Here is a 10,848-nt window from a genome sequence, read left to right as displayed (position 1 = left end):
GGACGACCTGGACGCCGGTGGCGCCGGTGCCGACGACCCCGACGCGCTTGTCCGCGAGCCCGGTCAGGCCGCCGTCCGGGGTGCCGCCGGTGTAGCCGTAGTCCCAGCGCGACGTGTGGAAGGTGTGCCCCTTGAAGTTCTCGATGCCCGGGATGCCGGGCAGCTTGAGCTCGGACATGGTGCCGGTCGCCGTAACGACGTAGGTAGCCCGGAACTCGTCGCCCCGGTCGGTCGTGACGATCCACGCCTGCGAGGTGTCGTCCCAGGTCAGGGACGTGACGGCCGTGGAGAACAGGGCGTCCGCGTAGAGGTCGAACTTCTCCGCGATCCGTACCGCGTGGCGGCGGATCTCCTCTCCGGGGGCGTACTTCCACTCCGGCACATACCCGGTCTCGTCGAGCATCGGCAGGTACACGTGCGACTCGATGTCGCAGTGGATGCCGGGGTACCGGTTCCAGTACCAGGTCCCTCCGAAGTCACCGCCCTTTTCCAGGATGCGGACCCGCCCGATGCCCTGCTGGCGCAACCGCGCGCCTGCCAGGATGCCGCCGAATCCGCCGCCGATGACAGCAACGTCCACCCGGTCCCGCAGCGGCTCGCGTCCGGCCGCCTCCCCGGCGTACGGATCGTCGGCGTAGTAGCCGAACTCGGCGTCGGCGGCAAGGTACTGCCGGCTACCATCCGGGCGCACGCGTCGCTCCCGTTCGAGGCGGTAGCGCCGCCTCAGCTCGGTCAGCTCCTCGGAGGACAACGTTGCCGGGTTTGTCATGTGGGGGGACCTCAATTCTTCCGGTTCACTGCCAGGAAGCCGCCCTGTTCGCCAAGTGGAGTTTCGATCAACGGAATTGGGCGGGCATGCACTACCGTAACAAGAACCGGACAGTGTTGTCCGGTTAAGGCGGTGAAAGCTTCCGCACACCTCGGACAGGAAGAGTGACCCCCATGCAACGACTCCCGATCCGACCCCTCACCAGGCTCGTCGCGATCGGCCTGCTGGCCCTCACCGGATGCGGTACGGGGACAGCCGGCGGCGCCGACGTGGACCCCGCGGCCGCCACCGGCGCGGACAGAACCATCCGCGCCCAAAAGGTCATGCAGTTGACGAAGGTGCACTCCGAGACCGGCATGACCCTGCTGGAGGGTCCGACCTTCGACGCGGACGGCAACCTGCTCGTCGTCGACGTCACCGCACCGGCCGGCGAGCCCAAGGTGCTGCGTGTCGACGTGAGGAAGAAGACGTCGCGTCAGCTGCACACCGACAACCGCGGCACCTACACCTCGGCTCAGTTCAGCCCCTACGACGGACGCATATACCTGACCGACTTCTCCCACGGCGAGATCGTCAGCCTGGCCTCCGACGGCGGTGACCGGCGGACCTTCTTCTCAGGAAAGGTCGACGGGGCCCCGATGAACCCCGACGACCTCGCTTTCGACCGGGACGGCAACCTGTACATCAGCGACTCGCACGGCATGTCCGAAGGCGAGGCGAAGGGGCGCGTGGTACGGATCGACCGCGAAGGGAAGAACGCCACCATCCTGGCGGACGAGTTGGCGGCGCCGAACGGAATCTCGTTCGACACGGAGTACCGCGGACTGTGGGTCAGCGAACTCACGCAGAACCGTGTCTCCTACCTCCTGCTCGACGGTAAGGGCGGGGTCACTTCCCAGCACACCGCCATCCGGGTGGACGGCGGGCTCGCCCAGACCGACTCGATCGCCGTGGACGCGGACGGCAACCTCTACCAGGCCCTGCACGGCCGGCCCGCGATGGCGGTGTACGGCCGGCACGGTGAACGCCTGGCGACCGTCGAGGTCCCCGCCCGCGCCGGCAAGGAGCTCAAATCGGCGACGAACGTGGCCATCACCCCCGGAGGCAGGAGAGCCTACATGACCGTCAGCGGGCCCGCCGGGGGTTACCTGTACACCTTCGACGCGCTGGCGGACGGCATCCGTCAGTCCAACGGCGGCTGAGACCCCTCTTCCTCTGTCACTCCTCGAAGGGCCGCACCGGTCCCACCTCGACACCGAGCAGCCGCCATGCCGCCCATGCTCGGCGTTCCCGCTGCTCGCGGGTGGGGGCCGGTAACGGCACCGAAGACCATGGCGACAGCGATCATGAGGTCGTCATGCGCCACGGCCAGCCGGTGACCGTCCGGCAGATGTGTCCGCAGGGCACGCTCGACCCGCCCGGACAGGGCAACGCATACGAGGGGGTGCCGGATCGGCTGCCCGCCCCGTCGGCGTGCAGGATGCTGCGGGTGTGGACTGCCCGTACCCGTGCACGCGTGCGGGGCGGGTGGCATCCTCCCCTGTCGGCCGGTATGACCGCGACGCGTCACCGAGGAGCACGCCGAAGGGGGAGGAACGGTACATCGTTCCTCCCCCTGTGCCGCCGCACGCGGGCGCTCAGCGGAGCCGCGCCCGGCCGGGCCCCTCCTCGACGAAACTCCGCATGCCGGTCTCGCGGTCCTCGGTGGCGAACAGGCCGGAGAACAGGGCGCGTTCGATGGCCAGTCCGGTCGCCAGGTCGGTGTTGAGGCCCTGGTCGACGGCTTCCTTGGCGGCTCGCAGGGCCAGGGCCGGTCCGGCGGCGAGCCGGGACGCCCGGGCGAAGGCGGCCTTGTACACCTCGCCGGCCGGTACGACCCGGTCGACGAGCCCGATCCGCAGAGCCTCCTCAGCCGTCACCTGGCGGCCGGTGAAGATCAGGTCCTTGGCCTTCGACGGCCCCACGAGGCGGGCGAGGCGCTGCGTGCCGCCGGCGCCGGGGATGAGCCCGAGCAGGATCTCGCCAGGCGCATCAGCTGAGCCCGTTCGTCATCGCCGAATACCAGCTCCGCCTTGCGCCGGCCCGGCCGCGGCTGATCCGCAAGCCCGGCCATCCGCCGGGCAGCAAACCGCGACCGCCACTTCCTCACCGTGTCCGCGGTTACCTTGCACTCCGCCGCAACCCGTGTATTTGGCTTCCCGTCCGCGCACGCCAAGACGATGCGTGCCCGCTCGACGAGACGGGGCGCCACCGCCCCGCCCGCCCAGCACAGCAACTCAGCGCGCTCCTCATCGGACAGCATGACTTCGACGGCACGAGGACCCCGAGACATGAAAACAGGCCACAGACTTAAGCCTGCGATTTCAGGCGGGGAGACGATCGAGCGGCTGCCGCCGGAACTCGATGTCACCACGATGGAGGGGGCGGTGGAACTGGCGGTCCTGCCCGACCTCGTCCGCGGCTACGAGGACGTCAAGCTGTCCAAGGTCGCCGTGTACCGGGATCGCCTGCGCGAGGCCGAGCAGTCTCTTCGCCCGTACGCCTCCGAGGACGCCGCCCAGCGTCGGTAGGCGCCGGGGACAAGCCGACGCGGGCGATCCACTCGTCCAGACAGGGCGCCTCCGCACCGATGCTCGTGTCCTCACCGTGTCCGGTGCGGACCCGCGTGGCGGCGGGCAGGGTGAGGAGGCGGTCCCGTATCGAGCGGATGATGGTGGGGAGGTCCGAGTACGACCGGCCGGTCGCTCCGGGACCGCCGGCGAACAGGGTGTCGCCGGTGAAGACGACTCCCTGACCGGGCGCGTACAGACAGATCGATCCGGGGGTGTGCCTGGGCGTGTGCAGCACCCGCAGTTCCGTACCCGCGACGTCGATGCGCTGGTAGTCGGAGAGGTAGCCTCCCGGGTCGTGCTCGGGGTGGGCCTGCTTCCACAGCAGACGGTCGTCCAGATGGAGCAGGACCCGCGCACCGGTCGCCTCGGCGAGTGCCGGGGCCGCGTTGACGTGGTCGCTGTGGGCGTGCGTGCACAGGATGGCGACCAGGCGCCGGTCACCGACGGCCGCTGCGACGGCGGCGGCGTCATGGGCGGGGTCGATGACGACCACCTCCCGGTCGTCACCGACGATCCACACGTTGTTCTCGACGTCCCATGTGCCGCCGTCGAGGCTGAAGGTGCCGGCCGTGGCGACGCGTTCGATGCGAGCGGTGGTCGTCACAGGAGGACCACCGAGCGCAGGACGTCCCCCTTGTGCATGCGGGCGAAGGCGTCCTCGACCTCGTCGAGGGTAATGGTCTCGCTGACGAAGGCGTCGAGGTCGAGGCGGCCCTGGAGAAAGAGGTCGATGAGCATCGGGAAGTCCCGGGAGGGCAGGCAGTCGCCGTACCAGGACGACTTCAGGGCGCCGCCGCGGCCGAAGACGTCCGGCAGGGGCAATTCGAGCTTCATCTCGGGGGTGGGCACACCCACGAGGACGACGGTGCCGGCCAGGTCGCGGGCGTAGAACGCCTGCCGGTAGGTCTCCGGGCGGCCGACCGCGTCGATGACGACGTCGGCGCCGAAGCCGCCGGTCAGCTCGCGGATCGCCTCGACCGGGTCGGTGGCGCGGGAGTTGACGGTGTGGGTGGCGCCCATCGCGCGGGCGGTCTCCAGCTTGCGGTCGTCGATGTCCACGGCGATGATCCGCGCCGCGCCGGCCAGGCGCGATCCGGCGACGGCCGCGTCGCCGACGCCGCCGCAGCCGATGACCGCCACCGTGTCGCCCCGGCCGACGTTCCCGGTGTTGATCGCCGCGCCGATCCCGGCCATCACCCCGCAGCCGAGCAGTCCCGCGGCCTGCGGGGAGACGGCCGGGTCGACCTTGGTGCACTGCCCAGCCGCGACCAGGGTCTTCTCGGCGAAGGCGCCGATGCCGAGGGCCGGGGAGAGCTCGGTGCCGTCGGTGAGGGTCATCCTCTGCCGGGCGTTGTGCGTGTCGAAGCAGTACTGCGGGCGTCCGCGCAGACAGGCGCGGCACTTCCCGCACACCGCACGCCAGTTGAGGATCACGAAGTCACCGGGAGCGACCTCCGTCACACCGGGGCCGACCTGTTCGACGACACCGGCGGCCTCGTGTCCGAGGAGGAAGGGGAAGTCGTCGTTGATGCCGCCCTCGCGGTAGTGCAGGTCGGTGTGGCAGACGCCGCACGCCTGCACCTTCACCACCGCCTCGTCCGGTCCCGGATCGGGCACGACGATCGTTTCGACGCGTACCGGTTCCCCCTTGCCGCGGGCGATGACACCCCGAACGTGCTGGGACATGCTGGTCCTACCTTTCAATACGTGGGTCTGATCTGGTCATTCGTAAGATCGGAGGGCCCAGGGCTCTGGGTATGGCTGTCATGCTTGCGCCGGTTCGATGGCTCAAAGGACTTGGCCGCCCGGAGCCCCGCGACGACTCGACCGCCAATTGGGAGACGCGACTCGATCGCTGCTGTAGGACAACGTCGGCGAGGTCGTCTGCGGGTGTGCAGTGACGGCGAGCTGGCGGAGGGAACGTGCCCGAGATCTGGGCCGGAGTGGACATCGGCAAGGAACACCACCACTGCGTGGTGATCAACACGGACGGCAGACGGCTGCTGTCCCGCCGGGTCCTGAACGACGAGAGCGAACTGCTTGAGCTCATCGGTGACGTGCTGGAGATATCCACCGACGTGCTGTGGGCCGTCGACCTCAATCATGGTGGTGCCGCCCTGCTCATCGGCCTGCTGCTCGGCCACGGTCAGCCGATGGCTTACCTCACCGGCCTGGCGGTCTACCGGGCCTCGGCCACCTACCGCGGCGAGGGCAAGACCGATGCCAGGGACGCGTTCGTCATCGCTGACCAGGCCCGCATCCGCCGGGATGTGGGGCTGCTGCGGCCGGGCGACGAGATCGCCGTCGACCTGCGCACCCTGACCACCCGCCGCCTGGACGTGGTCTTCGACCGCACCCGGCAGATCAACCGGCTCCGCGCTCAACTGCTGGAGATCTTTCCGGCATTGGAGCGGTCGTTGGACCTGGTCAACAAGGGCCCGGTGATGCTGCTGACCGGTTATCAGACCCCGGCCGCGATCCGCCGGGCGGGCGCGAAGCGGATCGAGGCCTGGCTGAAGAACCGCAAGGTCCGCGGCGCCGCCACGCTCGCGAAGACAGCGGTTCAGGCCGCTGAGGCCCAGATGACGGCACTGCCGGGCGAGAAGCTGGCCGCCGCCATGGTGGCCCGCCTGGCGAAGGGGGTGATGGCCCTCGATGAGGAGATCGCCGAGCTCGACGGCCTGATCGGGGCCAAGTTTCGCGAACATCCGCACGCCGAGGTGATCCGCAGCCTGCCCGGCATGGGCGTCAGGCTCGGTGCCGAGTTCATCGCCGCGACCGGCGGCGACATGGACGCTTTCGGCGGTGCCGACCGGCTGGCCGGCTTCGCCGGCCTGGCCCCCAGGCCCCGCGACTCCGGCCGGGTCAGCGGCAACCTGCGCAGGCCCAAGCGGTACCACCGCGGCTTGCTGCGGAGCATGTACCTGTCGGCGATGGTCAGCATCACGACGTGCCCGGCCTCCAAGGCCTACTACCAGCGCAAGCGAAGCGAGGGGAAGGGGCACAAGCAGGCCCTGCTCGCTCTCGCCCGCCGACGGCATCCGTCCGACCACGGAGACCGCGGCATCCCCCATCTCCTGCGGGGTGAACGCCTTCAGGGTTTCCGCACCCACCGACTGCTCGTCCGTGGAACCGTCCGAGGCGCCTCGGGTGCCGATCGCGGCAGTGACGACGGCCCGGGTGACCGAACGCGCCAGCGGCGGAGTGTAGAAGGGCCGCGGCACGCTCTGCGCGATGGCCCGCTGGAACAGTCCTCGGGCCCGGGGCATCGCCAGCAACGCGAGAACGCAACCGCCGCCGGCGGACTCACCGAAGACGGTGACCTGCGCCGGATCGCCTCCGAAGGCGGCGATCTTGTCGCGCACCCACTCCAGTGCCGCGATCTGATCGAGCAGACCGCGGTTGGACACGGCGCCGTCGACACATGCGAACCCTTCCACCCCTAGGCGGTAGTTCACCGTGACCACCACCACGCCGAGGCGGGCCAGAGCGGTGCCGTCGTAGAGCGACTGGGAGCCGGCGCCGGACACATACGCTCCGCCGTGGATCCACACCATCACCGGAACGGCCCCGGCGGGCTCGGCGGGCGCCCACACGTTCATCGTCAGGCAGTCCGGAGCCGGGTCACCCGTTTCCTGGAGACCGGGCCCCCCTTCCTGCACGATCTGCGGCGCCGGCGGCCCGTGGACCGTCGCGTCACGCACCCCCTCCCAGGATGCCCGGGGCCGAAGCGCCGCGAACCGGTGCTCCCCCCACGGCGCCTCGGCATAGGGGATCCCCCGCCAGCTGCATACGCCGCTCTCATCCCGTCCCTGGACCTGGCCTGAGCGGGTGAGTCCAGGATGCATGGTCGCTCCTTCGTTGACGGACGTCATGTAATTGGAAGGGGGCGCCACCGGTTTGACGTTGCCGGAGAGCTCCCCGTCCGGGCAGCGGCCCGAGCTGCCGAGGGCGATCGAACCGTAGGGCAACGACCCGCGGTCACAACCTAGAGACCGAGTTCGTCTCCCGCGCAGCGCTCCACCGGTCCCAGTACCTCGATCCCGGCGAAGAGCACCGCCAGCCCGATCGAGTCGAGGAGCTGTTCCGTGGTCATGCCGAGTGCGCGGCCGAGCAGCACGTTCTCGCGGATGGCGTCCTCGTCGCCTTTGACCGTGCTGTGGTTCAGCAGCAGGTAGGGAAGCATCTGCTTGGGCAGCGAGTCCCTGATGGCGTGCTCGTACCGGTTCCGGTAGGCCTTCAGGAGGCCGGGGCGATGCCGTGCGAGCAGCCGCGCGTACCGGGGGATCTCTCCCAGGGTGGACGTGTACCAGTCCATCAGCGCGTCGATGTCGGCCAGCGACGCCTCCATCGAGTCGTAGTCCATCCCCGAGTCGAACGCGTTCGGGTCGAATTCCCAGCTCGGAGGGAAGCGGTCGGTGATCGGCGGGTCGACGTACTCGCGGAGGTGGGAAGCCTCGGCGTACGCCGCGTACATCCCCTGGTGGCCGGAGTGGATGTTCGCCACGGAAAGGGTGTCGAGAATATCGCTGCGCTGAGCCCCGTTCGACTTCGCCAGGCGTATCTCGTATCCGATACCGTCTCGGAAGCCCTCGATCGTGTACTGGTGGATGGCCAGCATCTGGATCGGGACCTGGAACCGCGCGGCTTCCTCTCCGAAGAAGTGGCGTGACCTCGCCTTGTGCCGCTTGAGCACGTCGGGGCGGAACTCGATCCAGAACTCGAACGAGTCGAGGCGGCCCTTTTTCGTCCGTTCGTACTCGGCGTGGAAGGCCGCGATCTCCTCGGGGGTGGTCACGTCGGGACGGGACAGGTCCAGGCCGTCCTGGATCATGCTGAAGCGTGTCATGGCAGCGAGCCTGCCGCGTCGTTCGCCCATCGGCTGCGACTCAGGTCACCGTTGCCGGCGACCAGCCGTTCACGCGCCGCACGGCCTCACGGGGTGAACTTGCCGAAGCGGCCCCGGAAGTAGGCCAGTGGCAGGCCAGGCTGCGCTTCTGCCTGGAACACCCGGCCCACGAAGAGAGTATGGGTTCCCACCGTGAGGGTTTCCGAGACCTCTGCCTCCACCCACGCCAGTGACGACGGGAACAGAGGAAGTCCCGTGCTGCTGAGCGTCGTCTCGACACCGTCGAACTTGTCGGATCCCTTGGTCGCGAACCGAGCCGCGAGCGCCCCGCCTTCCTCGGTGAGGATGTTGAGCGCGAAGCGCCCTGCCTCCAATACCGCCTGGGACGTCGAAGAGACGCGATTGAGACACAGCACCACCATCGGCGGTTCGAGGCTCAGCGACGTCACCGCGCTGGCGGTGGTCCCGAACCTCTTTCCGTCGAGCGTCGTCGTCACCACGGTCACACCGCTGAGGAAGTGCCCGATGACGTGCCGGAATTCCTCAGAGGTCAGCTCGGCCGAAGAGGACAGTTCATTGAGAGAAGAAGAAGTAGTCGTCACCTTCTCAGAGTGCGGCGGAGGTCTCGCTGCCCGCTGTGACCTGTGTCCGCCGCCCGCGGCAGCGGACTTTCGTCACTTCTTGGGGCGGCCGACGTTCGTAGTGTCCGCCTCGGTCCCGGAGACTAACAACTGGAGTGAGCATGCCGACACCGCTTGAGACCGTCAGGACTTACTACGCGCTCATCGACGCGGGAGACCTGGACGGTGCCTTCGACCTCTTCGACGAGAACGCGACCGTGCGCTTCGGGGACACGGACTCCATCGTGGGCCGTGAGGCCATCACGGCCCACGTGAAGAACATGGTGCTCCCGGTCGCCAAGGAGATCGAGCACCGGGTGGTCAGCGGCTACGAAGTGCAGACGGGAGACACCACGACCGTCATCTGCGAGGCGGTGGTGACCTACACCATGCTCCACTCCGGCAACGTCCACCCTCACAACGCCGTCACGATCAGCGAAGTGAACGCCGACGGCCACATCGTGCGCCAGCGCAACGTCGGCAACCTCGGCCCCGTCATCGCGGACCACAAGGCTCATACCCCGGACTAGGCTGACATGGACATCGCAGTAGGGCTGCCCTCCCATGTGCCGGGCGCCGGGCGAGAGGACCTACTCGCCTGGGCCAGGCGCGCCGAACAGCTCGGATTCGCCGCCCTCGTGGCGACCGACCGCTTCGCCTGGAACCAACTGGAACCGCTCAGCGTCCTCGCCGCCGCCGGGGCGGTGACCGAACGCGTCCGGCTGCGCACCAGCGTCGCTCTCCTCCCCAACCGGGGCACCCTCGGCCCGCTGGCCAAGCAGCTCGCCTCTCTCTAGGTCCTGTTCGACGGCCGGCTGGAACTCGGCGTCGGGGTCGGTGACCGCGAGGTCGACTACCGCCTGGCCGGCGCCGAGCACCGAGGGCGGCACCGCCGTCTGGAGACCATGCTGGAGGAGATGGCCACGATATGGGGCGGGGTGGGCGAGTACGACGTCGTCGGCCCGCGGCCGCCGGCGGAGATCCCGGTCCTGATCGGCGGGGCCGGTCGGAAAACCTGGGACCGGGTCGCCCGGTACGCCGCCGGGTGGACTTTCGCCGTCGGTTCACCGGACGACTTCGCGACGGGCGCCGTGGGTGTACGCGAGGCGTGGTCCCGACACGGCCGCGAAGGACGCCCCCGGCTCTACGCACAGCGCTACTTCAGCCTCGGCCCGGACCGCCGTGACGCCGCCGAGGGCTTCCTCCGCCGGTACTTCGGGTTCCTGGGACCGGCGGCCGACCATCTGGTCGTCGGCTCGCCCCTCGACGAGCCGACGACCATGGGCGTCGCGGAGGCGTTCCGCGCCGCCGGGGCGGACGAGCTGGCCTTCCTGCCGGTCACCTGTGACCTCACCCAGCTCGACCGCCTCGCGGCACTTATGCTCTGACCTGTTCGAAGCCGACAAGGTGTGACGCGTACGACGGCTCGACGTCGACGCCGAGCGCCTGGATGATCCTAGCGGTGGCCTCGTACTGAGCGACCGCCACGACGATCTCGACGGCGCCGTGGCGGCCCAGTCGCTCCTCCAGGGCCGTGAACTCCGCGTCCGAGAGCCTGATGTCGTGCACGGCCTCTACCGTGGCCAGTACAGGGCGCTCATCGGCGTCGAACCGGTCGGAGTCCCGCCATGACGCCAGCGCGTCGATCTGCGCCTCCGTCACGCCCGCCTTCAGTGCCATGGGGCGGTGGTGGCTCCACTCGTACGCCGACCGGACCAGCTGCGCCACCCTGAGGACGGCGAGCTCTCGCAAGCGGCGGGGCGTGGTGGCGGCGTGCCGCAGATGCTGAGGCAGGGACCGGTAGGCGAGGAGCAGCTCGGGAACGTTCGCGAGCGCCCGGTACAGGTCGATCGGTTCCCGCTGCTCGGCCTCGAAGGAGCTGAACACTCCGTGCCGGACGGCGTCGGGATCGTCGGAAGGGATCAGTGGAATGCGTGCCATGCCATGCAGCCTGGCCCGGGCATCGTCCCCTGAGCAGGACCGAAGTCACTGATCCGC

At 69.2% G+C, this 10,848-nt stretch carries 8 protein-coding genes and 6 pseudogenes; 4 read left to right on the top strand and 10 right to left on the bottom strand.

Features of this window, described 5'->3' with window-relative positions; all coding sequences use genetic code 11:
• A partial coding sequence (locus tag ACIF8T_RS39115) for a flavin-containing monooxygenase (RefSeq protein WP_400042081.1) occupies positions 1–769 on the bottom strand: 769 nt, incomplete at its 3' end.
• 173 nt (positions 770–942) lie between these two features.
• On the opposite strand from ACIF8T_RS39115, the gene ACIF8T_RS39110 reads away from it, so the two are divergent.
• Positions 943–1,971, top strand: coding sequence for an SMP-30/gluconolactonase/LRE family protein (locus tag ACIF8T_RS39110; protein ID WP_400042080.1), 1,029 nt, complete (start codon positions 943–945; stop codon positions 1,969–1,971).
• A gap of 16 nt (positions 1,972–1,987) precedes the next feature.
• Here ACIF8T_RS39110 and ACIF8T_RS39105 read toward each other — a convergent pair.
• The 5 genes and pseudogenes from ACIF8T_RS39105 to ACIF8T_RS39085 form a co-directional block, all read right to left on the bottom strand.
• A pseudogene (locus ACIF8T_RS39105) lies at positions 1,988–2,248 on the bottom strand (TetR/AcrR family transcriptional regulator); the annotation flags it as partial.
• 158 nt (positions 2,249–2,406) lie between these two features.
• Positions 2,407–2,790: pseudogene (locus tag ACIF8T_RS39100) on the bottom strand (enoyl-CoA hydratase/isomerase family protein); the annotation flags it as partial.
• Positions 2,706–3,071 (bottom strand): helix-turn-helix domain-containing protein, encoded by a 366-nt coding sequence (locus ACIF8T_RS39095; protein WP_400042078.1) that lies wholly within the window; start codon positions 3,069–3,071, stop codon positions 2,706–2,708. The gene ACIF8T_RS39095 and the pseudogene ACIF8T_RS39100, both read right to left, overlap by 85 nt.
• Positions 3,072–3,358: 287 nt before the next feature.
• Positions 3,359–3,985: pseudogene (locus tag ACIF8T_RS39090) on the bottom strand (MBL fold metallo-hydrolase); the annotation flags it as partial.
• Entirely contained in the window at positions 3,982–5,067 is a 1,086-nt protein-coding gene (locus tag ACIF8T_RS39085) for an S-(hydroxymethyl)mycothiol dehydrogenase (protein WP_400042076.1), read from the bottom strand. The gene ACIF8T_RS39085 and the pseudogene ACIF8T_RS39090, both read right to left, overlap by 4 nt.
• A 236-nt stretch (positions 5,068–5,303) precedes the next feature.
• Between ACIF8T_RS39085 and ACIF8T_RS39080 the strand changes: the two are divergent.
• Positions 5,304–6,419: pseudogene (locus ACIF8T_RS39080) on the top strand (IS110 family transposase); the annotation flags it as partial.
• A gap of 234 nt (positions 6,420–6,653) precedes the next feature.
• On the opposite strand, the pseudogene ACIF8T_RS39075 reads toward ACIF8T_RS39080, so the two are convergent.
• The 3 genes and pseudogenes from ACIF8T_RS39075 to ACIF8T_RS39065 form a co-directional block, all read right to left on the bottom strand.
• Positions 6,654–7,229, bottom strand: a pseudogene (locus tag ACIF8T_RS39075) (carboxylesterase family protein); the annotation flags it as partial.
• Positions 7,230–7,369: 140 nt separating this feature from the next.
• Positions 7,370–8,230 (bottom strand): hypothetical protein, encoded by an 861-nt coding sequence (locus ACIF8T_RS39070; protein ID WP_400042074.1) that lies wholly within the window; start codon positions 8,228–8,230, stop codon positions 7,370–7,372.
• Between the two features lie 86 nt (positions 8,231–8,316).
• On the bottom strand, positions 8,317–8,832 hold the full coding sequence (locus ACIF8T_RS39065) for a flavin reductase family protein (protein WP_400042073.1): 516 nt from the start codon (positions 8,830–8,832) through the stop codon (positions 8,317–8,319).
• Positions 8,833–8,972: 140 nt separating this feature from the next.
• On the opposite strand from ACIF8T_RS39065, the gene ACIF8T_RS39060 reads away from it, so the two are divergent.
• A complete protein-coding gene (locus ACIF8T_RS39060) occupies positions 8,973–9,380 on the top strand; it encodes a nuclear transport factor 2 family protein (RefSeq protein WP_400042072.1) in 408 nt (135 codons plus the stop codon).
• Positions 9,381–9,386: 6 nt separating this feature from the next.
• Positions 9,387–10,238, top strand: a pseudogene (locus ACIF8T_RS39055) (LLM class flavin-dependent oxidoreductase).
• Here ACIF8T_RS39055 and ACIF8T_RS39050 read toward each other — a convergent pair.
• Complete coding sequence (locus ACIF8T_RS39050) at positions 10,228–10,791, bottom strand: carboxymuconolactone decarboxylase family protein (RefSeq protein WP_400042070.1); 564 nt, start codon at positions 10,789–10,791, stop codon at positions 10,228–10,230. The pseudogene ACIF8T_RS39055 and the gene ACIF8T_RS39050 overlap by 11 nt on opposite strands.
• Positions 10,792–10,848: the final 57 nt, after the last annotated feature.

Origin of the sequence: Streptomyces sp. NPDC085946 (assembly GCF_044540485.1) — a bacterium.
GTDB lineage: Bacteria > Actinomycetota > Actinomycetes > Streptomycetales > Streptomycetaceae > Streptomyces.
The sequence above is the reverse complement of the archived record's forward strand: the minus strand, read 5'-3'. Positions and strand labels throughout refer to the sequence as shown.

What these genes read in the sequence shown, in the direction of transcription:
- ACIF8T_RS39110 (WP_400042080.1), top strand. Translation starts at nt 943, where the DNA reads ATGCAACGACTCCCGATCCGACCCCTCACCAGGCTCGTCGCGATCGGC.
- ACIF8T_RS39060 (WP_400042072.1), top strand. Translation starts at nt 8,973, where the DNA reads ATGCCGACACCGCTTGAGACCGTCAGGACTTACTACGCGCTCATCGAC.
- ACIF8T_RS39095 (WP_400042078.1), bottom strand. Translation starts at nt 3,071, where the DNA reads ATGCTGTCCGATGAGGAGCGCGCTGAGTTGCTGTGCTGGGCGGGCGGG.
- ACIF8T_RS39085 (WP_400042076.1), bottom strand. Translation starts at nt 5,067, where the DNA reads ATGTCCCAGCACGTTCGGGGTGTCATCGCCCGCGGCAAGGGGGAACCG.
- ACIF8T_RS39070 (WP_400042074.1), bottom strand. Translation starts at nt 8,230, where the DNA reads ATGACACGCTTCAGCATGATCCAGGACGGCCTGGACCTGTCCCGTCCC.
- ACIF8T_RS39050 (WP_400042070.1), bottom strand. Translation starts at nt 10,791, where the DNA reads ATGGCACGCATTCCACTGATCCCTTCCGACGATCCCGACGCCGTCCGG.